This is a genomic window from Brevibacterium sp. GP-SGM9 (assembly GCF_047300845.1).
Lineage (GTDB): Bacteria > Actinomycetota > Actinomycetes > Actinomycetales > Brevibacteriaceae > Brevibacterium.
Genome location: NZ_CP178563.1, coordinates 656,616 through 678,512, shown reverse-complemented (window position 1 = coordinate 678,512; position 21,897 = coordinate 656,616). Strand labels below are relative to the sequence as shown.

Genomic DNA, 21,897 nt, shown 5'->3' with positions numbered 1-21,897 from the left:
CGGATGAACATATGCAGCGGGCGATCCCCGCCGCCACGTCGTCAGGCAGAAGGAGATGTCTATGAGCGTCACTGCCGTCTTGGAGAGAACGGGCGTACCATTGAGGACGATGACCGAATCAGTCAAAGAAGTCCCCGAAACCGAGGCCGAGCGTTCGGCCCGGTTCGAGCGCGACGCTCTGGAATACCTCAACCAGCTCTACGCCGCGGCCCTCAGGATGACCCGCAATCCTGCCGATGCCGAGGATCTCGTGCAGGAGGCGTATGCGAAGGCCTATGCTGCCTTCCATCAGTACACTCCGGGCACCAATCTCAAGGCGTGGCTCTATCGGATCCTGACGAACACCTTCATCAACAACTATCGGAAGAAGCAGCGCCAGCCGCAGGAGCACGGCAGCGAGGACATCGAGGACTGGCAGATCGCCCAGGCCGCGAGCCACACCTCGTCCGGAGGACGCTCGGCTGAGCTCGAGGCACTCGACCACCTGCCCGACACCGATGTCAAGGAAGCACTGTCGTCGCTGCCGGAGGATTTCCGGATGGTCGTCTACTATGCGGATGTCGAAGGTCTGCCGTACAAGCAGATCGCCGAGATCATGGACACGCCGATCGGCACCGTGATGTCGCGCCTGCACCGTGGACGTCGTCAGTTGCGCGAGATGCTGGCCGACTATGCCGCCGATCGCGGCTTCGGGAAGCATGAAGGAGGTGCGAAATGAGCGGAGACGAATGCTGCGAGAGCGTCCGAGCCGAATCGCTGACTCGCATCTACCATTATCTCGACGGTGAGCTGACGACGACCGAGATCCGCGAGATCTCGATTCACCTCGATCATTGCCCCTCGTGCCATGACGAGTACGAGATCGAAGCACTCCTCAAGGAACTCGTGCGCAGGTCCTGTTCTCGTGAGCAGGCTCCGATGGGACTCCGGGAGAAGATCCGACAGCGGATCGCCGCGGAGCAGTCCCAGTCCATCTGGCCGAGCAACTGAGCCAGCCGGGCAACTCAACTGCGCCAGTCGAGCAACTGACCCGAGCAGGTGCCTAGCAACTGAGCCAGATGGGCAGCTGAGCCAGCCGGGCAACTGGGCCGCCAGCCGTTGCGAGCCGGCAGCAGACCAGGCGCAGCAGCCTCTGCAGGGCGGCATAGCAGATCAACGAAGACGAGGGCGGGAAGAGTGTGATCACTCTTCCCGCCCTCGTCATGCGCGTGATGATTCAGCGCATCAGCTGTTCGGACGGTTGCCGTGGTTCGCTTTGGAACGGCGGCGGTCGCGACGCTTACGGCCACGCTTGCTCATAGCAGCACTCCTTCAATAGACGGTTAATTCTCTCATGATCACCCGGTGAGGGCAAAGCCTGTCCCGGAGGGTCGCTCCAGGTCAGTCGCCGAGGACGTCCTGGACACCGAGCCACTGGAACCAGCCGCGGTGAAGCACCAGCCACGCCAGGAGTCCATAGCCTTCCTGAGCCGGCAGATGATCACGCGACGAAGCGAGCTCCCGCTGCCAGACCGGGTGGCCCAGCAGGGGAGTGAAGGTGTCGACATAGGCGATGCCGCGCCGTTTGGCGACATCGGAGAAGCTCGCATTGAGTTCGGCGATTCCCCGATTGCGGTCCGAATCGTGTTCGGGAGGCGGTCCGATGACGAAGGCGGAGACCTTTCGGGCCAATGCCTCGTCGAGGACATTTGCCACATCGAGACGGGCCCGAGCCACGGACCGACCCGTGTCGAGGTCTCCCGATCCCAGGGCCAGCACCAGACGATTGTCGCTGTCGGAGCTGAACCGCAGGCTCGCCTCGGCGATAGTGCGGGCATGCAGCCCCGAGGAATCCTCATGGGGGACAGCCAGGGGATAGACCTTGAGCTCGGGCAGGCTGGGCAGGGTTCGCGCGGTGACGCGACCGACCCAGCCGAGCCCGCGGCCGTCGCCGTGACCGGCGACCAAGGGGCCGCCGATCACCGCAACGGTCGTCGAGGTTTCGCTGCTCACCAGCGGAAGGCCCGGTCGACGACCTCTTGCTGCTGCAGCTCATGGAGGTGCTTGAGTCCGGTGGCGGTCGCGGCCGAAGCGGCACGGGCGACCACGGTCAGCTCACGGTCGCCGAGGATCTCGGGCAGGTTGAGCGCCATGAACGGCCATGCTCCCTGGTTCTCCGGCTCCTCCTGAGCCCAGATGAGCTCGGCCGAGGCCGGGTAGCGATCGAGGATGGCGGTGATGGCCTCCGCATCGAGCGGGTAGAGCTGCTCGACCCGGACGAGTGCGGTCTTCGTGTCCTCGGACTTCTCGCGCTGGGCCTTGAGGTCCCAGTAGAGCTTGCCGGAGACGAGGACCACGCGATCGACCTGCTCGGCATCGACGGTGGAATCGTCGATGACCGGCTCGAAGGTGCCCGAGGTGAACTCGTCGGGGGAGTTCGCCGCTGCCTTGAGTCGCAGCATCGACTTCGGCGTGAAGACGATGAGCGGGCGCTTGTTCGTCGTCATCGCATGGCGACGGAGCAGATGGAAGTAGGAGGCTCCGTTCGAGGGCAGCGCGACCGTCATGTTCGACTCCGCGCACAGCTGCAGGTAACGCTCGATGCGGGCCGAGGAGTGATCGGGACCCTGCCCTTCATAGCCATGGGGCAGGAGCATGACCACACCGGAGTTCTGCTGCCACTTCTGTTCGGAAGAGGTGATGAACTCGTCGATGACGGACTGGGCACCCTGGGCGAAGTCGCCGAACTGGGCTTCCCACGCCACCAGGGCATCCTTGCGCTCGACCGAATAGCCGTACTCGAAGCCGACCGCGGCGTACTCGCTCAGCAGCGAGTCGTAGACCCAGAAGCGGGCCTGATCGTCGCTGAGGTTCTGCAGCGGTGTCCACTCGTTGCCGTTGACGGAGTCGATGAGCACCGAATGGCGCTGAACGAAGGTTCCGCGACGCGAATCCTGACCGGCCAGTCGCACCGGGACCCCGTCGATGAGGAGCGACCCGAAGGCGATGAGCTCGGCGAAGCCCCAGTCGATGCCGCCGGAGAGCGACATCTCCTTGCGCTTCTCGAGCAGCGCCCGCAGCTTCTTGTGGATCGTGAAGCCCTCGGGAATCTCAGCGAAGGCCTCACCGATGCGGGTGAGCGTCTCGGGGCTGATCGCCGTCTCGGCGTCGTTGAACGCTTCGATGTCGCTGGGCACATGCGGGTTGTTGAACGCATTGCCGTCGTAGGGACCGGTCTCGGCCTCCTTGGTCTCGGCGAAGGCCGATTCCAGCTTCGACTGGTAGTCCTTGAGCGCCTCGGCGGCCTCGTCGTCGGTGATGCACTTCCTGCCGACCAGCGACTCGGTGTAGACCTTGCGCACCGAGCCCTTCTTCTCGATCAGCGAGTACATCAGCGGCTGGGTCATCGAGGGATCGTCTCCCTCGTTGTGTCCGCGGCGGCGGTAGCACACGAGGTCGATGACGACATCGCGGTTGAATTCCTGCCGGTATTCGAAGGCCAGGCGGGAGGCGTGGACGACAGCCTCGGGATCATCGCCGTTGACGTGGAAGATCGGGGCGTTGATCGACTTGGCCACGTCCGTGCAGTAGAACGAGGACCGCGCCGAGGCGGGCGGCGTTGTGAACCCGACCTGGTTGTTGATGATGACGTGGATGGTGCCGCCGGTGCGGTAGCCGCGCAGCTCCGAGAGGTTGAGCGTCTCGGTCACCACACCCTGTCCGGCGAAGGCGGCATCGCCGTGGACGAGGACCGGCAGGACAGTGAATCCTGCCTCACCCTGGTCGACGACGTCCTGCTTGGCGCGGACGATTCCCTCGAGAATCGGGTCTACCGTCTCGAGGTGGCTGGGGTTCGCCGCGACGTAGACATCGGTCGAGTTGCCGGCGGGGGAGGTGAAGGAGCCCTGAGTGCCGAGGTGGTACTTGACATCTCCGGAGCCCTGCACGCTGTCGGGGGACATGGTGCCGTCGAACTCGCGGAAGATCTGCGCATAGCTCTTTCCGGCGATGTTCGTGAGCACATTGAGCCGACCGCGGTGGGCCATGCCGATGGCGACCTCGTCGAGACCGGAATCGGCCGACTGGTTGAGGATCTCATCGAGGAGGACGATCGCGGACTCGCCACCTTCGAGGCTGAAGCGCTTCTGCCCGATGTACTTCGTCTGCAGGAATGTCTCGAAGGCCTCGGCGGCATTGAGGCGACCGAGGATGTGTCCCTGCTCCGAGCGGGTGAGCTCCTGATGGGGAACCTCGATCTTGGCCTGGAACCAGCGCCGCTGCAGAGGATCGGCGATGTGCATGTACTCGAAGCCGATGGTCCGGCAGTAGCTGTCGCGCAGCAGTCCGAGGATGCTGCGGAAGGGCATCATCGCCTTGGCGCCGAAACCGCCGGTGGGGAACTCGCGTTCGAGGTCCCACAGCGTCAGTCCGTGCTGGTTGATGTCGAGATCCGGGTGGGACCGCTGACGGTAGACCAGGGGGTCGATGTTGGCCATCAGGTGACCGCGGGTGCGGTAGGCGTCGATGAGCTCGATGACGCGCGCGGTCTTGTTGACGTCGTCCTGGTCCTCCGCCGAGACGTCGGGCACCCAGCGCACCGGCTCATAGGGCAGTCGCAGGGACTCGAAGACGTCGTCGTAGAAGCCGTCTTCGCCGAGCAGGTAGCCGTGGACGAGCTTGAGGAACTCACCCGAACCGGCGCCCTGGATCACGCGGTGATCGTAGGTCGAGGTCAGTGTTAGCACCTTCGAGACAGCGAGCTTGTTGATCGTCTGCTGGCTCGCACCCTGGAATTCGGCCGGGTAGTCGAGTGCGCCGACGCCGATGATGCAGCCCTGGCCCTTGGTCAGGCGCGGCACCGAATGCACGGTGCCGATGCCGCCGGGGTTCGTCAGCGACACGGTGGTCCCGGCGAAGTCATCGGCGGTGAGCTTGCCCTGGCGGGCCTTGTCGACGAGGCCGTCGTAGGCATCGACGAACTGGCGGAAGGTCAGGGTCTCGGCCTTCTTCACATTGGGCACCAGAAGGCTGCGCGTGCCGTCCTTCTTCGGGACGTCGATCGCGAGACCGAAGTTGATGTGCGCCGGTGAGACCATCACGGGCTTGCCGTCGCGGACGTCGTAGGAGACGTTCTGCGAGGGGAAGTTCTTCAGCGCGCGGATGACGGCGAAGCCGATCAGGTGGGTGAAGGAGACCTTCCCGCCGCGCGTGCGCTTGAGGTGGGAGTTGATGACGATGCGGTTGTCGATGAGCGCCTTGGCAGGCAGCGCCCGCACCGAGGTGGCCGTGGGCACCTCGATCGAGTCATCCATGTTCTTGGCGATGAGCTTGGCCGGTCCGCGCAGCGGGGTGACGGTCTCCTCGGGCGCCGGCTTGGGCTCGGCATCCTTGACGACGACCTTCGGCACGGACTTCGTCTCGGCCTTCAGCGTCTCGGTCTCGGCAGTCGAGGGAGACACGCCTCGCGACGTCTCCTTCGCTGCGGGCTCAGCGGCCGAGGACTCGGTCGGGCCCTTCGCCGCGGACTTCGCCGCAGGCTTCGTGGGGGCAGCGGACTTCGCCTGTGCACCCGATCCGCCGGTGGGCTTGGTGCCAGCAGAGGCTTTGTCGCCTCCGCTGTTCTTCTCGTACTTGTCGAAGAACGGCCACCAGGACTTGTCGACCGAGTTCTTATCTGACTTGTACTGCTCATACAATTCCTCGACCAACCATTCATTCGACCCGAAGTCGTCGACGGTGCGGTTCGGAGTATTGACGGACACGGCGTTGATCGCCTACTTCCTGATTCAAGAATTGCTGCTTAACGACATGACCAGCCTAACGCGATGTGCCCTCTTATGTGCACATAAGGGACAATAGTGTTATGCGTTTCATCTCAAATGACCCGAACACCGATCTGACCTACTCCGATGTGTTCCTCGTCCCCAACTCGTCCACGTTGACCTCGCGTTTCGACGTCGACCTCACCACGGTCGATCCGACGGCGTCGACGACCCCGATCGTGGCCGCGAACATGACCGCCGTGTCGGGCCGGAGAATGGCCGAGACGATGGCGCGCCGAGGCGGTCTCGCCGTGCTTCCCCAGGACATTCCCCTGACCGCCGCCGTGGACACGATCAAGTGGGTCAAGAGCCGCGATCGGATCTTCGAATCGGCGCTGCGATTCTCCCCGGACGACACCGTGCTCAGCGCCCTGCACGTCCTGGCCAAACGCCCCCACGGCTTCGGCGTCGTCGTCGATGATGCCGGCCGCCTCGAAGGCGTCATCGATGCCGCGAGCCTGGGAGACGTCGATCGCTTCACCTCGGTGTCGGATCTCCTCGAATCCTCGCCCCACGTGCTGCGCGCCTCCGAGATCGACTGGAACGACGAGGCGCAGCTCGAATCGCTCTACGAATCGATGAATGAGTCGCGGGCGGCCTTCGCCGCGGTCGTCGATGAGGAGAACATGGTGCTCGGCTGCCTGACTCCGAAGTCGCTGCTGCGCTCATCGATCTACGGACCCAACGTCGATGACCGGGGCAGACTCAAGATCGCGGTGGCCATCGGCGTCAACGGCAGGGCCGTGGAACGCGCACAGGCCCTTGTCGAGGCAGGGGCAGACGTGCTCGTCGTCGACACCGCCCACGGCCATCAGGTGAAGATGCTCGATGCACTCAGTGCGATCGCCGGTGCCGATCTCGGTGTGCCGATCGTCGCAGGCAACGTCGTCACCGGTGACGGCGTCCGGGACCTCGTCTCCGCGGGCGCGCAGATCATCAAGGTCGGAGTCGGACCGGGCGCCATGTGCACGACCCGGATGATGACGGCCGTGGGACGGCCGCAGTTCTCTGCGCTGCGCGAATGCGCCGAGGCGGCCCGTGAGCTGGGAGCCCATGTCTGGGCCGACGGGGGAGTCCGCTATCCCCGGGACGTGGCCTTGGCACTGGCGGCCGGAGCCTCTCAGGTGATGATCGGCTCATGGTTCGCCGGCACCCACGAATCCCCGGGCGACCTCCTGCTCGACGGAGAGGGACGGAAGTACAAGGAGAGCTTCGGAATGGCCTCGGCGCGTGCGGTGGCGAATCGGACCCGGACGGAATCGGCATTCTCGCGGGCCCGCAAAGGCCTGTTCGAAGAGGGCATTTCTGCGTCCACGATGTACATCGACCCACAATCTCCTGGGGTCGAAGACCTCCTCGACGGCATCACCTCGGGAGTGCGCAGCTCCTTCACCTATGCCGGGGCCCGCAATCTCGAGGAATTCGCCGAACGCGCCACCGTGGGTGTGCAGAGCACGGCCGGTTATGAGGAGGGCCGACCACTCGCCCGGAGTTGGTAGGATTCTTCCATGCACAGTGACAGTCCCGGCCGGCGGGAAGCCGGCGCCCCAGACGATGACCCCTATCCCCTCAAGCGGGTCGATCGATACACACACAGAGATCTCCTGACCGCGAACGGCAGGGATCGTCACTGATGGAATGGCTGTTCCTCGCCCTCGCTCTGATCCTCATTCTCGGCACGGGCGTCTTCGTGGCCGCAGAATTCTCCCTCCTCACCCTCGATCGTCACACCGCCGACAAGGCGGTCGAAGACGGTGTCGTCGGCGCGAAGACCCTGCGCCAGTCGATGACCCACCTGTCCACCCAGCTCTCTGCGGCACAGGTGGGCATCACGATCACGACGCTGCTCACCGGTTATCTCATGGAGCCCTCGCTCGGGAAGCTGCTGGCACCCGTGTTCGAGTCCTGGGGCGTCGGCCCCGGCCTGGCGGCACCGCTGGCGCTGACGATCGCGCTCATCGCCTCGACCATCCTGTCGATGATCTTCGGCGAACTCGTGCCCAAGAACCTCGCGATCGCCGTGCCTCTGGCCACCGGTCGCATCGCGGCACCGATGCAGTACGTCTTCTCGATCGTGTTCAAGCCGATCATCGCCATGCTCAACGGGACCGCGAACAAGATCCTGCTGTCGATGGGCATCGAGCCGCAGGAGGAGGGCTCCGTGGGGCGCTCTCCCGAAGAGCTGACCTCGCTGGTGCGCCACTCTGCGGAGGAGGGCATGCTCGATGAGCAGACCGCGGATCTGCTCGAGCGGACGCTGAGCTTCTCCGAGCGCAGCGCCGAGGACGTGATGACCCCGCGGACGAGAATGTCCTCGGTGGTCAAAGACACCACCGCCCGACAGATCATCGAACAGGCCCGCGAGACCGGCTACTCGCGATTCCCCGTCGCGGGGGAGGACAAAGACCACATCGTCGGCGTCGTCCACGTCAAACAGGCCTTCGCCGTGCCCCTGTCCAATCGCGACGATGCCTACGCCGGAGGGTTGATGACCGAGGTCACCGAGATCCCGGAGACCCTCCGACTCGACCCGCTGCTCATGGAGCTGCGCGCCCAGGGACTGCAGATGGCGGTCGTCGTCGACGAATTCGGCGGCACCGCCGGAGTCGTCACGCTCGAGGACGTCGTCGAGGAGCTCGTGGGCGAGGTCGCCGACGAGCACGATCGGATGCGAGTGGCCGCACGCCCGGCTCGTGACGGCACCTGGATCGTGCCCGGGCAGCTGCGACCCGACGAGATCTCGTCGACGATCGGGATCGACATCCCCGAGGACTCGGACTACGAGACCCTCGCCGGATTCGTCCTCAAGGAACTCGGCCACATTCCCGAACCCGGGGACAGTGTGCGCACCGATGACGCACTGATCCGCGTCGAGCGGATGCACGGACGCCGGATCGAACGACTGCGGGTGGTGCTGCGCGCCACGGATGCCGCGGCCTACGAACAGGGAGGTGAGAGCCGATGAGCGCCGATTGGTTCGGACTCGTCTGGTTGGTCGTCCTGCTGCTGGGCAACTCCTTCTTCGTCGCCGCGGAGTTCGCCGTGGTCGCTGCCAAGCGCTCACAGATCGAACCGCGTGCGGCGGAGGGCTCAGGGGCCGCCAAGACCGCCCTCTATGCCATGGAGCATGTCTCGCTGATGCTGGCGATCTGCCAGCTGGGCATCACCGTCTGCTCTCTGCTGTTGGGAAATGTGGCAGAACCGGCGATCCACCATCTGCTCGCCGGGCCGCTCGAAGGCCTCGGCATTCCCGCGGGCCTGTCCTCGACGATCTCCTTCGTCCTCGCCCTCGGCGTGGTCACCTATCTGCACGTGGTCATCGGTGAGATGGTGCCCAAGAACATCGCCCTGGCGACATCGGCGCAGGCCGTGATGATCCTTGCGACCCCGCTCGTCTTCCTTGCCCGCGTGTTCGGGTTCGTCATCAGGCCGCTCAACGGTCTGGCGAACTGGGTCCTCCACCTGATGAAGGTCGAGGCTCGCGACGAGGTCAACGAGGCCTACACGATCGAACAGGTCGAATCGATCGTGGCCGAATCCAAGCGCGAAGGTCTGCTCTCCGATGACACCGGACTGCTCAAGGGCGCCCTTGAGTTCAGCGACAAGACCGCCGCGGACATCATGGTGCCGATGTCCGAGCTCATCACGATCTCGGACAAGGTGACACCCGACGAGCTCGTTACCCTGGTCGGCAAGACAGGATTCTCCCGCTACTTCGTAGTCTCCGCGGACGGCTACCCGCAGGACTATCTGCACATCAAAGACGTCCTCTACGCCGACAGCGACGTCGAATACGACGCACCGGTGCCGGCCAAGCGCTTCCGGCCGCTGTTCACCGTCACCGCCGGTGATGAGGTGGAGGAGGCGCTGGCGCAGATGCAGAAGGCCGGCATCCACGTCGCCCGTGTCATCGATGCCGAGGCGACGGTGCTGGGACTGCTGTTCCTCGAAGATGTGCTCGAAGAGCTTGTCGGCGAGGTGCAGGACGCGATGCAGCGCGGCCGCTTCGACGGCTGACTGGATACGGCGGCAGGGCTCCGAGGCCCTGGACTCGGCGGCCGTGCTCGGTCCGGCGGGGCCGTGATCTCGCACACGATGCGGGCCTCAGCTGTGATGGGGCCCGCATCGTCGCCCCGGATGTGTAACGATATGTAACGAAAACAGCACTCCGGAGCACCGTCTTTCCCGCATCTGCGTGGTCTGCGACACACCGAAACCGGAATATTCGCTGGTCACGCGCCTAGTATGAACGAAAGGTGACATTTGGTAACGGGGTCGTTATAGTGTTGTGACATAAGCTTTTCGGGCGCCGCCGTTCTTGGGCCCGAGGTACATCCGACAGTCAACAGTATGGAGCACTATGTCGAGTCAGTCCTCGACCGTCGAGGCGCCGCCGGTTCGCCGACGCGATCTGCGCAAGCAGGAAGCCTCCTCCAAGGGTTCAGCGCTCTTCACCCGGAAGCCCGCGACGCAGGAGTCGCGGCCTTCGCACACAGACATCTCCGCTCTCTCGCCTCGCCGTGCCGCCATGGCCGCCGAGGCGCGGGCCCTCCAGGGATCTCCTCGCCGTGCAGCGATGGCTAAGGAGACCGAGCGCTCGCACTACACGTTCGCCGCGGCAGGCCACGGCAGTCCCGCCTCCGTCGCCACCCGATTGGGCAGCCGCGGTTCGGACGGTTCGCTGCTGCGCTCGGTTCGTCGCCGTCGCATCACCACGGCCTCAGCCCTGGCGACCGTGTCGGTGACCGGAACGGCCATCGCCGCGGTCATGATCGCAGGCAACATGAGCGGACAGCAGGAAGTCAGGGTCGACGAGACAGCTGCCCAGTCACAGCCGCAGGCCATCAACGCAGAGTCGGTCTCTGCCGATGTCCAGCTCGATAAGGACGACAAGACCTCGATGGCGATCGGCGCTCCGAGCGCCAAGCAGACGAAGGCCGAGGCGGCCTCGCGCGCCATCACCAAGACCGTGCTTCCCGGTTGCGACGGCAAAGCTCCCACCGGGGACGTCTCCAACGGCGAACTGCCCGACGAATGGCTGTGCAAGATCGGCATCGGCGATCACAAACTGCGCACCGACGCGGCAGTCTCCTTCGCCAAGATGAATGCGGCCTTCAAGAAGGACACCGGCAAGGATCTCGCCGTGACCGATTCCTATCGCTCCCTGGAATCCCAGATCTCCGTGGCCGCCCGCAAACCGGGATTCGCTGCTCGTCCCGGAACCTCGAATCACGGATTGGGCCTCGCCGTCGACCTCGGTGCCGGCACCTCGAGTGGAACCGGCGAACAGTACGACTGGCTCGTTGCCAATGCGAAGAAGTACGGCTGGGAGAATCCCGACTGGGCCCAGCGCAATTCCTACGAACTCTGGCACTGGGAATACGTTCCCGGCCGCAAGGACATGAAGGGCGCCTGAAGCCCCTTCTTGTAAGTTGAGAGCCGCGTGCAGTCGAATTCGACTGCACGCGGTTTCGTTTTGGGAGCGTCCCCGGATCGGTGATAGCATTGCATCCGTTGCCCGCGTAGCTCAGTGGATAGAGCGTCTGCCTCCGGAGCAGAAGGTCGTAGGTTCGAATCCTGTCGCGGGCACCATCCGAACCGCCCACCTCAGTTATCGAGGTGGGCGGTTCTGCTTGTCCTGTCGACCTTGTCCCGGCGGCCTCACCCACTGCCTCGCAGCCTCGGGTGCCGAGTCGGCAGATGAGCGGCCGGGCCGGGCACCGACTAAGGTAGACGGTGACGATGCCGGTCCGCGTGCGAAGGTGAAGATGTCGAATCCTGCAGGAGTGTCCGAAGCCGAAGCGGCCAGCCCCCGGGGCGCCGTGCGCAGTCACGATTCAGGCGCGGATGGACCCGCCGCAGGCGATATCGTGCTGCGGGCCGAGCACCTGCGCAAGGGCTTCGGCCGGGGCGATACCGCGGTCAACGCTCTCGATGACATCAGCGTCGACTTCGAATCGGGTCGGTTCACCGCGATCATGGGTCCCTCGGGTTCCGGGAAATCGACTTTCATGCACGTCCTTGCGGGACTCGACCGTGTCGACGCGGGATCGATCACCATGCGCGGCCAGGAGATCACCTCCCTCGATGACAAGGAGCTCACCCAACTCCGCCGCGACCGGGTCGGGTTCATCTTCCAAGCCTTCAACCTCGTGCCCACACTCAGCGCAGAACAGAACATCGAGCTGCCCGTCGCACTGGCCCGAAAGAGAATCGACCGGGACTGGAAGGCCGAAGTCATCGACCGCCTCGAACTCGGCGACCGCCTCGGCCATCGTCCGCATGAACTCTCCGGAGGACAGCAGCAGCGGGTCGCCGTCGCCCGTGCGCTGCTGACCAGGCCGGACGTCATCTTCGCCGATGAGCCGACCGGCAATCTCGATTCTCACGCGGGCGCGGAGGTGCTCGATCTCCTCGGCAGCGCCACCACTGTCTACGGGCAGACGATCATCATGGTCACCCACGACCCGGTCGCCGCCTCACACGCCGATCGGGTCGTCTTACTCAAGGACGGACGCGCCGGTGGAGAGGTCAGACGGCCGACCCGCGAAACGGTGGTGACGGCGCTGAGCGAACTGAGCGATCTGTGATCGCTGTCGCTCTGGCCCAGATCCGCATCCACTGGGCCAGATTCCTCGCAATCGGACTCGGGATCGCACTTGCGGCCGGCTTCGTGGCCACCACGATCATCATCAGCTCCTCGCTGCAGGCGAGCCTGCGCGAGTCGGTCGGCAACGCCTTCTCGAACGCGGATCTCGTCGTCATCCCCGGACAGGACGTCTTCGTCGACGGACGCGAGATCGCCCCTCTGGTCGAGCCGCTGTCGGCAACGGACGGGGTGGACTCTGTGGCGGTGTCGTCGCGGACCACGACCAGCGGACGCGGCAGCACATTCTCCGAGAGCACCTTCGCCCTCTCGCCGTCCCCGGCTCATCCTGGTCTCGACACCTTCAGCATCGTCGAAGGCAGCCGACCGCTGGCAATCACCGATCTCGTCCTCGATGAGAAGACCGCGCAGGATCTCGGTGTCGGAATCGGCGACGAGGTCCGGTTCTCCGTCGACGTGGTTCCCGTCGAGAACGGCGAGGACGATGTTCCGATCTACCGCGGACCGAGTCAGAGCACGACCACGTTCACGGTGGTCGGCATCGCCGACATGGGCGTCGACCCCAGCGCCCCGGGGGTGAACCGGGCACTGACCACCTCGGCGAGCTATCAGGAGCATTTCGCCTCCCAGGGCGATGTCATCGCCGTCCAGGTCGCCCTGGACGACTCCGCGGACCCGGCCGAGGTGCGTCGCGGTCTGCAGGCCGCGATCGACTCCTCTCAGCTGGACGAGAGACTCGAGGTGATGGACGTCGCGGAAGCCACCGAGGCCAAGGCCGAACGGCTCTCGGGCGGCAATGACGTCATCGCCGCCATGCTGCTCGTCTTCGCAGGGATCTCCGTGATCGTCGCGATCCTCGTGGTCTCGAACACCTTCTCCGTCATCGTCGCCGGTCGCCGTCGTGAATTCGCGCTCCTGCGCTGTCTCGGCGCCTCCAGGACGCAGATCTACGCCTCCGTGGTCGCAGAGGGCGGCGCGGTCGGCCTGATCGGTTCGGTCCTCGGGGTGCTTGGGGGCACGGGGTTCAGCTACGCCCTCTCCGCATTCGCGAAGCGCCTGTGGCCGGAGAACTTCGCCCACAGCATCGTGGAGGTGCCCGTGACCGCGCCGGCCGCGGGCATCGCCGTCGGCGTGCTGTTGACGATCCTCGCCACGATCCGACCGGCCCGCAGCGCCATCGCCGTCACTCCGCTCGAGGCGCTGCAGCCCTTCGACGCCTCGTTCGCCCCGGCCTCGCGGAGCCGGCCCCGGCAGATTTCCGGGTGGTCGGCCATCATCCTCGGGATCGGTCTGCTCACCGTCTCGCTCGCTCTGGCCGCCTCCTCCCAGGGCTGGGTCCTCGGGGGAGCTCTGGGCGGTGCCCTCATCGTCACCGGCCTCGTGATCAGCTCCGCCCAGATCATTCCTCCGATCGTCGCCGGGATCGGGGAGCTCGTACTCAGCCCCTGGGGAGTCCCGGGCCGTCTGGCGACATTGAACACCCTGCGCAATCGCCGGCGCACCGCCACCACCGCCAGCGCACTGATCATCGGCGTGACTCTCGTCTCGACCATCCTCGTCGGAGGACTGTCGACGAAGGCCACACTCGGGCACGGACTCGACGAGCGCTTTCCCGTCGACGTCGCCGTCCCTCTCGACACGGCGGTCGACGAGGACGCCCTCGACAAGCTGCGCTCTCTCGAGCCGGTGTCCGCCGTCGCCGTCGCGCATCGTGCGCAGGCCCTCGACGACATCGACGGCGCCGTCCCCGAACTCTATGTGATCGATCCGGAAGCGACCGCAAGCGTCCTCGGCGAGGGTGCTCCGGAACTCAGCCCCGGTCGCGTCATCGTTCCCGAGGACTACCCCGCTTCGACGGTTCGGGCCAAAGGCCTCAACGAGATGAACGTGCCCGTGGAGAAGCAGGGAAACTCGAATCTTGCCCTCTTCACCACCACCGACGTCGGCAACGATCTCGGAGTCTCCGCGACGACCACCTCGGTGCTGGTCAAGCTCAGCCCCGATGTCGATGTGGCGGGCATCTTCGCAGTCCAGAGTCAGATCGCCGAGATCCTCGACGTCTCCAGCGACGAGGTGACCGGCTCGGCCATCGCTCGCGGGGTCTACTCCGAGTTCATCGACGTCCTGCTCGTGTGCGCAGTGGTCCTCCTCCTCGTCGCCGTCCTCATCGCCCTCCTCGGGGTCTCGAACACCGTGAGCCTCTCGGTGATCGAACGCCGCCGGGAGAACGCTCTGATGCGCGCCCTGGGCCTGAGCATCGCGCAGCTGCGGGCCCTCCTCGCCCTCGAAGCCGTGCTGGTCTCATCGGTGGCCGCACTGATCGGCATCGTCCTCGGCGGGGGACTGGGCATCGTCGGCACGCGCCTGCTCACGATCGACTTCGCAACTGCGCTCATCGTCGACTGGTCGCTGCCGGCATCACTGGGCATCCTCGCGGTGGCGGTGATCGCGGGCCTCCTGTCGGCACTCGCACCGGCCCGGCGGGCGGCCAGACTCTCGCCCGTGGAGGGACTCAAACACGGGCACTGAGCCCACCCCGCCATGCCCGGCCGGGGAGGGGCGATGGTACAAAGAAGACCATGAGATCTGCGTGGACAGGAATTCTGGTCATCCTCGGAATCATCGTCGCCGCATTCAACCTTCGGCCCGGTGTGACAGGTCTGTCCCCTCTGCTCGATCTGATGGGACAGGACATCCGCCTCGGCGCGACCTTCCTCGCCGTCATCGGCATGCTACCCCCGCTGCTCTACGGACTCAGCGGCTTCATCACCCCACGCCTGTACAACAGGTTCTCGGGACTGACGATCACCCTGGCCGCGATGGTGATGATCGCGGTCGGACTCGGTGTGCGCGCGCTCATCGACTCCCCGGTGATCTTCCTCGGCCTCAGCGTGCTCGCGCTGCTGGGCATGGGCATCGGCAACGTCGTGATCCCGCCGATCGTCAAGTCGTACTTCCCCGACCGGGTCGCCCTCATGTCGACCGTCCATGTCGGCCTGCTGCAGCTGGGCACCTTCATACCGCCGCTCGTCGCCGTGCCCTTGGCCACAGGCCTCGCGTGGCGCGGATCGCTGCTCGTCTGGGCGGGCTTCGCCGGACTCGCCGTCCTCGTCTGGGTCCTCATCGTCGTGCTGCGCCCGGCTCCCCGCGCCGAGGTGGCCGCGACCGTCGTCGGCGGCAGCGAGCTCTCCCGCCTGGTCAGGAGCCCTCGCGCCTGGGCACTGATGACGATGACGGGCCTGACCTCATTCAACAACTTCATCCTCTTCACCTGGCTGCCCTCGCTGCTCACCCGGGCCGGATTCGATGCGACCTTCGCCGGGGCCATGCTCGCTCTCGTCACCGCGATTCCCCTCGTCCTCGGGTTCGTGCTGCCCGCACTGGCCCAGAAGATGCGGTCGGCCTATGTCATCGTCGCGGCCTTCTGCCTGAGTCTGGCCCTGGGATACATCGGACTGTGGCTGATTCCGAGCGCGGCCCCCGTGCTGTGGACGGTTCTGCTGGGCGTCGGGATCTCCACGTTCCCCCTGGCACTGACGCTGATCACCCTGCGCTCGGGCAGCGCGGAGTCCTCGGCGGCACTGTCCGGCTTCGTCCAAGGAGGCGGCTATCTCATGGCGGCCGTCGGCCCGCTCGCCTTCGCCTTCCTGCTCCAGAGCTTCGACGCCTCCTGGCCCGCCTATCTGCTCGTCCTCGCCTCGGTCGGGGTCAAGTTCGCGGTCAGCCACGCGGCGTGTAGACCCGGGACGATCTGAGACCTGGAACGATCTGAGACCCGGGACGCGCTGAGACCCTTCCGCTGCGCCGCCGCGACCGCAGCCCCACCGCAGGCCGATGACGGCGGTCTCGCAATGAGAGCGAAGACGACTTCGGATTCGTCCTCGCCAGATGCCGAATAGTACTCTGTCCGAGTGACCCCGGAACTTCTGCATGCCGCACTGGAGCGCGCCTCGGCGACCGCTCGTGCGGCGCAGGGATCCGCTCCGGCTCCACATCCCGACTTCTTCGTCCGCCGACCCGATTCGCACGAACACGGGGACTGGACGACGAACCTCGCCCTGTGCGACGCCACCGGCAACCCCCGACGATACGCCGCGGAGATCGCGGCCCGCATCCGCACCGAGCCGCGCGTGGCCGCCGCCGAGGTCGCCGGGCCGGGCTTCATCAACATCACCCTGACCACGGCCGGCCGGTCCCGGGCAGCCCTCGAGATCGTGGACCTGGGGGAGGGCTTCCTGCCCGGCCAGGCGGTGTCGGATGCAGCCGAGGGAGTGCGGCGCATCCAGCTGGCCCATGCGGCCGCCCACCGCGCGCACCGTCGTGCGACAGCGGCCGGGATCGATCCGACCGACTTCGACGCGGATACGCTCGTCCATGTCACCGAGGTGGTCCTGCTGAATGCGCTCGCGCAGGCTCGCAACGGTCTGCCTCGGGCTCTCGACTCCGGCGATGGGAGTTCTTTCCTCGCCACACTGTCGGCCGTGGTCGAGGCATTCGAGGACTGGATCGCCGTCTGCGTCGTGACTCCGACGATCGACGTGGAGATCGCGAGGGTCCACGCCTCCCGGCTGCTGCTGGTCCGCGCCGCCATCACCGTCCTCGCCGCAGGACTTCGACAACTGGGAGCTTCGGCCCCGGAGAGGATGTAATGCCCGCACATATCGCAGGACCTCTGCACGCGACCCCGGCTCCCGTCTGGCTGCCCTACCCCGAGGATGTCAACGCTCTGCTGCCGAGTCTGTGGTCGGACAATGTCACGAAGACCGCCGAGGGAGTGCTCAGCATCGCCGGACACGAAGTCACGGAGCTCGCGGAGCGGTTCGGAACGCCGACTCTGGTGATGGACGTCGCCGACTTCAAGGCCCGGGCCCAGACCTACCTGTCGACCTACTCCGCCGCCTTCTCCGAGGAGAAGGGGCTGGCCGGCGTCGATGTCTTCTATGCGGGCAAGGCCTTCCTGTGCACCGCAGTCGCCCGCTGGGTGCACGAGGCCGGACTCGGACTCGACACCTGCACTCTCGGCGAGATGATGATCGCTCGGGCCGCCGGCGTGCCCGGTGAGCGGGTCGGCCTGCACGGCAACAACAAGTCCGCGGCCGAACTCGAATACGCCCTCGACTACGGCGTCGGCAGAATCTTCGTCGACAGCCTCGACGAGGTCGCCCTGCTCGAATCGATCGCCGCCGCCAAGGGCGTGCTCGCGCCGGTGATGCTGCGGGTGACCGTCGGCGTCGAAGCTCACACCCACGATTTCATCGCCACCGCGCACGAGGATCAGAAGTTCGGCCTGTCCGTCTCCGATGGGACCGCCGCAGCCGCCGCGGAGGTCGTCGCGAACTCGCAGCATCTGCGCTTCGACGGCCTGCACTCCCACATCGGCTCCCAGATCTTCGACATCTCCGGGTTCCGCGTCGCGGCCGCCCGAGTGCTCGAACTCCGTGCGCAGATCATGGCCGAACACGGCGTCGACCTGCCCGATATCGATCTCGGCGGCGGATTCGGCATCCGCTACACCTCCCAGGACACTCCGATTCCCGTGGCGGAGATGGCGGGAGAACTCGCCGAGGTGGTCGCGAAGGAATGCCGCGGCCTGGGCACGAACGTGCCCCGGATCTCGATCGAACCCGGCCGGGCGATCGTCTCGCCCACGATGTTCACGCTCTATCGGGTCGGCACCGTGAAGCGAGTGGCCACGGACAGTGGCGAACGCACCTACGTCGCGGTCGACGGAGGAATGAGCGACAACATCCGGACCGCGCTCTACGACGCGGACTACTCGTGTACCTTGGCCAACCGGGCCTCTCAGGCAGAGCCCGCCATCGTTCGGGTCGTCGGCAGACACTGCGAATCCGGAGACATCATCGTCCGCGACGAGTACATCGGCGCCGACGTCACCGCCGGCGACCTCGTCGCGGTTCCCAGCACCGGCGCATACTGCCGTTCTCTGGCCAACAACTACAATCATCAGCCCCGCCCCGGAGTCCTGGCGGTGAGTCCGGATACAGTTGAGTGGATCGTGACTCCCGAGGACCACACCCAGATGTTCTCCACGGACCCGGGAATGGCCCAGGTGAGGAACGGATGATTTGCACGAACAGCTTCGATCACAGCGGAAAGGTGAGGATATGCAGTCGCTGAAAGTGGCCATGCTCGGATGCGGCGTCGTCGGCACGGAGGTCGCCTCCCGCATTCAGAACCGGGGAGACGGTCTGGCGGAGCGCATCGGCGCGCCCCTGGAGCTGAGTGCGGTCGTCGTCCGCGATATCGAGAAGGACCGTCCCGGCATCGACCGCTCGCTGCTGACGACAGATGCCGAAGCGGCGATCGCCGGGGCAGACATCGTCATCGAACTCATGGGCGGCATCGAGCCGGCGAAGTCCCTCATCACCGCCGCCCTCGCCCAGGGCTCATCGGTCGTCACCGCGAACAAGGCGCTCCTGGCCGCCCACTACGGCGAACTCATGTCCGCGGCCGATCGCGCCGGGGTCCGCCTCGAGCACGAGGCCGCAGTGGCCGGTGCGATCCCGATCATCCGTCCGGTCGGCGATTCGCTGGCCGGCGACCGGATCGAACGGATCATGGGCATCGTCAACGGCACCACCAACTACATCCTCGACCAGATGGACACCGAGGACTGGGACTTCGACCATGCGCTGGCCACCGCACAGGAGCTGGGCTTCGCCGAGGCGGACCCCACGGCCGATGTCGGCGGACACGATGCCGCGGCCAAGGCCGCGATTCTGTCCTCACTGGCCTTCCACGCCCCCGTCTCGATCGACGACGTCCACGTGGAGGGCATCGAGTCGATCACCGCGGAGATGGTCGAGACCGCCCGGGACCAGGGGTTCGTCATCAAACTCCTCGCCGTCTGCGAACGAGTCGCGGACTCACCGGCCGGAGCCGGTCTCTCGGCGCGCGTCTATCCCGCGCTGCTCGGCCGCAGCCACCCCCTGGCGACCGTGCGCGGAGCCTTCAACGCCGTCTTCATCGAGGCGGAGGCGGCCGGTTCGCTGATGTTCTACGGCCAGGGTGCCGGCGGTGCCCCGACCGCCTCGGCAGTGCTCGGCGACGTGGTCTCCGTGGCCCGCCGGAAGGTGCTCGGCGGGCGCGGACAGTATGAGCGCCCGTTCCACTCCGACTCGCGGATCCTGCCGATCTCGGCCATCACCACCAGGTACCACATCACGCTCGACGTGGTCGATCGTCCCGGTGTCCTGGCCGCCGTGTCGGAGGTCTTCGCCGATGAGGGCGCCTCCATCGAACTCATGCGCCAGACCGTGGGAGAGGTCGACGACCAGGGCATCCAGCATGCCAAACTGGTGCTCGCCACCCACACGAACACCGACGCGACCCTGAGGGGAACGGTCGACCGCCTCGGCGGCCTCCCCGTGGTCCGCGCCGTCAAATCCGTGATCCGTGTAGAAGGACAGTGAGAATGACATTTCCCAGACATCAGTGGCAGGGCGTCGTCGAAGAGTACCGGAGCCTGCTCGACATCTCCGATTCCACCCCCGCGGTCACCCTCGGAGAAGGCGGAACACCACTGATCCGGGCGGAGAAGCTCAGTGAGATTACCGGCGCCGAGGTGTGGGTGAAGTACGAAGGCCTCAACCCGACCGCATCGTTCAAGGACCGCGGCATGACGATGGCGATCACGAAGGCCGTGGCCCACGGTGCCAAGGCCGTGATCTGCGCGTCGACGGGCAACACCTCCGCCTCGGCCGCGGCCTATGCGACCAAGGCCGGACTGACCTGCGCCGTGCTCGTGCCGACGGGCAAGATCGCGCCGGGCAAGATGAGCCAGGCCATCGCCCACGGGGCCACCCTGCTCGAGGTCGACGGCAACTTCGACGACTGCCTGACGCTGTGCCGCAAACTCTCCGAGTCCTATCCGGTCCACCTCGTCAATTCGGTCAATCCCGACCGCATCGAGGGCCAGAAGACCGCTTCCTTCGAGGTCGTCGACGTGCTCGGCGATGCCCCGGACATCCATGTCCTGCCCGTCGGCAACGCCGGCAACATCACCGCGTATTGGAAGGGCTACCGCCAGTACCAGGAGATCGGCGTCTCGACTCGCCTGCCGCAGATGTGGGGATTCCAGGCGGCCGGTGCCGCCCCGATCGTCCTCGGCCACCCCGTGGACGAACCCGACACCATCGCCACGGCGATCCGTATCGGCAATCCCGCCAGCTGGGCGCAGGCCATCGAAGCCCGGGATTCCTCGGGCGGAGTCATCGATTCGGTCAGTGATGAGGAGATCCTCGCCGCTCACAAGATCCTCTCCCGCGACGAGGGCATCTTCGTCGAACCGGGTTCGGCGGCCTCGGTGGCCGGCCTGCTCAAGATGTCCGCGGCCGGAAAGGTTCCGAGCGGGGCGAAGATCGCGGTGACCGTGACGGGACACGGCCTCAAGGATCCCAGTTGGGCGCTGCACACCGCCGACGGCTCGGAGATCGAACCCCTGCGGGTCTCGGTCGACGCGGTCAGCGCCGCACGGGCCCTGGGACTCGAAGACCGGTGAGTGTCCGGATCCGACTCGAGGTCCCGGCCACCTCGGCGAATCTGGGGCCCGGCTACGACGCCTTCGGCCTCGCCCTGGACCTGGTCGACACGCTGACGCTGACCGTCCATGACGAACCGGTCGCCGACGAGTCCTGCGTGAGCGTGACGGGGGAGGGGGCCGAGTCGCTGCCGCGAGATCGCACCCATCTGATCATGCGCATCATCACCGAGGTGCTCGCCGGCGAATTCCCCGAGGCGATCGAGGGACTCGCCGAACGGCTGAGCCTCGACTGCGTCAATCGGATACCGCACTCGCGGGGACTCGGCTCCTCGGCCGCAGCGGTCGTGGCCGGGATCGCACTGGCCGGAGAGGTCGCCGCCGTCTTCGGCGGCGGCGAGCCCGACCGGGCACGCGTGCTCGAACTCGCCACGGAATACGAGGGCCATCCGGACAATGCGGCGCCCGCCGTCTACGGCGGTCTGACGATCTCGCTGTCCCACCCTGCACGGGCCTGGCAGGTCGCGGTCACCACCCTGTCCACGGTCACCGTCCTCGTTCCCGAGCATCGCCTCGACACCGATATCGCCCGCGGCCTCATCCCCGTCTCGATCGAACATGAACGTGCCGGCGAGAATTCGGCGCGGACGGGTCTCCTCGTCCACGGCTTCGCCTCCGACGCCTCGGTGCTCTTCGAAGCGACGCAGGATCAGCTGCATCAGGAATTCCGCCGCGAGGCCTACCCGGAGTCGATGGATCTCGTCGACGCCCTGCGGTCGCGGGGGCTGCCCGCGGTGATCTCAGGGGCCGGTCCGACGGTTCTGGTTCTCGCCGACTCGGTGCCCGCCGATTGTGTGCCGGAGTCGGTGGCGCTGCTGCGCACGCCCATTGACCTCGGGGGATATCGGGTGTTCCGAGAAACTTGAGCAATCGATTCGCAAGATCGTCGATAAGCAAGTAAACTGAGGGTGTTCCTCCAGTGATCGGGT

17 protein-coding genes and 1 tRNA gene are annotated in these 21,897 nt (G+C 66.0%); 15 read left to right on the top strand and 3 right to left on the bottom strand.

Translation table 11 applies throughout. From position 1 onward, the window contains the following. Positions 1–109: 109 nt before the first annotated feature. Positions 110–718, top strand: a complete 609-nt coding sequence (locus ACH82I_RS03050; RefSeq protein ID WP_230743798.1) for a sigma-70 family RNA polymerase sigma factor — start codon at positions 110–112, stop codon at positions 716–718. Further along, the gene (rsrA, locus tag ACH82I_RS03045) at positions 715–990 is read left to right on the top strand and encodes a mycothiol system anti-sigma-R factor (protein ID WP_413335405.1); all 276 of its coding nucleotides are present in this window, start codon (positions 715–717) and stop codon (positions 988–990) included. Before ACH82I_RS03050 ends, rsrA begins: the two co-directional genes overlap by 4 nt. A 234-nt stretch (positions 991–1,224) precedes the next feature. On the opposite strand, the gene ACH82I_RS03040 is transcribed toward rsrA, so the two are convergent. The 3 genes from ACH82I_RS03040 to ACH82I_RS03030 form a co-directional block, all read right to left on the bottom strand. Beyond that, positions 1,225–1,299, bottom strand: a complete 75-nt coding sequence (locus ACH82I_RS03040) for a 50S ribosomal protein bL37 (protein ID WP_369299098.1) — start codon at positions 1,297–1,299, stop codon at positions 1,225–1,227. An 81-nt stretch (positions 1,300–1,380) separates the two neighbouring features. Then, positions 1,381–1,992, bottom strand: coding sequence for a GDSL-type esterase/lipase family protein (locus ACH82I_RS03035; RefSeq protein WP_413335403.1), 612 nt, complete (start codon positions 1,990–1,992; stop codon positions 1,381–1,383). Continuing rightward, positions 1,989–5,741, bottom strand: a complete 3,753-nt coding sequence (locus ACH82I_RS03030) for a multifunctional oxoglutarate decarboxylase/oxoglutarate dehydrogenase thiamine pyrophosphate-binding subunit/dihydrolipoyllysine-residue succinyltransferase subunit (protein WP_413335401.1) — start codon at positions 5,739–5,741, stop codon at positions 1,989–1,991. The genes ACH82I_RS03035 and ACH82I_RS03030 overlap by 4 nt, the downstream gene beginning before the upstream one ends. A gap of 101 nt (positions 5,742–5,842) precedes the next feature. Here ACH82I_RS03030 and ACH82I_RS03025 point away from each other — a divergent pair, with 101 nt between their 5' ends. The 13 genes from ACH82I_RS03025 to thrB all read left to right on the top strand — a co-directional run bounded on the left by ACH82I_RS03025 (position 5,843) and on the right by thrB (position 21,834). Next, a complete protein-coding gene (locus tag ACH82I_RS03025) occupies positions 5,843–7,300 on the top strand; it encodes a GuaB1 family IMP dehydrogenase-related protein (RefSeq protein ID WP_413335399.1) in 1,458 nt (485 codons plus the stop codon). A 134-nt stretch (positions 7,301–7,434) separates the two neighbouring features. After that, complete coding sequence (locus ACH82I_RS03020; RefSeq protein ID WP_413335397.1) at positions 7,435–8,766, top strand: hemolysin family protein; 1,332 nt, start codon at positions 7,435–7,437, stop codon at positions 8,764–8,766. Beyond that, a complete protein-coding gene (locus ACH82I_RS03015) occupies positions 8,763–9,818 on the top strand; it encodes a hemolysin family protein (RefSeq protein ID WP_230743804.1) in 1,056 nt (351 codons plus the stop codon). Before ACH82I_RS03020 ends, ACH82I_RS03015 begins: the two co-directional genes overlap by 4 nt. A gap of 343 nt (positions 9,819–10,161) precedes the next feature. Beyond that, positions 10,162–11,217 (top strand): D-alanyl-D-alanine carboxypeptidase family protein, encoded by a 1,056-nt coding sequence (locus ACH82I_RS03010; RefSeq protein WP_413335395.1) that lies wholly within the window; start codon positions 10,162–10,164, stop codon positions 11,215–11,217. 100 nt (positions 11,218–11,317) lie between these two features. Continuing rightward, positions 11,318–11,393 (top strand) — tRNA-Arg (locus tag ACH82I_RS03005). Between the two features lie 176 nt (positions 11,394–11,569). Beyond that, complete coding sequence (locus ACH82I_RS03000; protein WP_413335393.1) at positions 11,570–12,391, top strand: ABC transporter ATP-binding protein; 822 nt, start codon at positions 11,570–11,572, stop codon at positions 12,389–12,391. Continuing rightward, complete coding sequence (locus tag ACH82I_RS02995) at positions 12,388–14,937, top strand: FtsX-like permease family protein (RefSeq protein WP_413335391.1); 2,550 nt, start codon at positions 12,388–12,390, stop codon at positions 14,935–14,937. The genes ACH82I_RS03000 and ACH82I_RS02995 overlap by 4 nt, the downstream gene beginning before the upstream one ends. Positions 14,938–14,987: 50 nt before the next feature. Further along, positions 14,988–16,163, top strand: a complete 1,176-nt coding sequence (locus tag ACH82I_RS02990; RefSeq protein WP_230743808.1) for an MFS transporter — start codon at positions 14,988–14,990, stop codon at positions 16,161–16,163. 156 nt (positions 16,164–16,319) lie between these two features. Then, positions 16,320–17,057 carry a DALR anticodon-binding domain-containing protein gene (locus ACH82I_RS02985; RefSeq protein WP_413335389.1) on the top strand — a complete coding sequence of 246 codons (738 nt, stop codon included), beginning with the start codon at positions 16,320–16,322 and terminating at the stop codon, positions 17,055–17,057. Further along, complete coding sequence (gene lysA, locus ACH82I_RS02980) at positions 17,057–18,493, top strand: diaminopimelate decarboxylase (RefSeq protein WP_413335387.1); 1,437 nt, start codon at positions 17,057–17,059, stop codon at positions 18,491–18,493. The genes ACH82I_RS02985 and lysA overlap by 1 nt, the downstream gene beginning before the upstream one ends. Before the next feature lie 40 nt (positions 18,494–18,533). After that, entirely contained in the window at positions 18,534–19,841 is a 1,308-nt protein-coding gene (locus ACH82I_RS02975) for a homoserine dehydrogenase (protein WP_413335385.1), read from the top strand. A 2-nt stretch (positions 19,842–19,843) separates the two neighbouring features. Continuing rightward, on the top strand, positions 19,844–20,929 hold the full coding sequence (gene thrC, locus ACH82I_RS02970) for a threonine synthase (RefSeq protein ID WP_413335383.1): 1,086 nt from the start codon (positions 19,844–19,846) through the stop codon (positions 20,927–20,929). After that, positions 20,926–21,834, top strand: coding sequence for a homoserine kinase (gene thrB / locus ACH82I_RS02965; protein WP_413335381.1), 909 nt, complete (start codon positions 20,926–20,928; stop codon positions 21,832–21,834). Before thrC ends, thrB begins: the two co-directional genes overlap by 4 nt. The last annotated feature ends 63 nt before the right edge of the window (positions 21,835–21,897 follow it).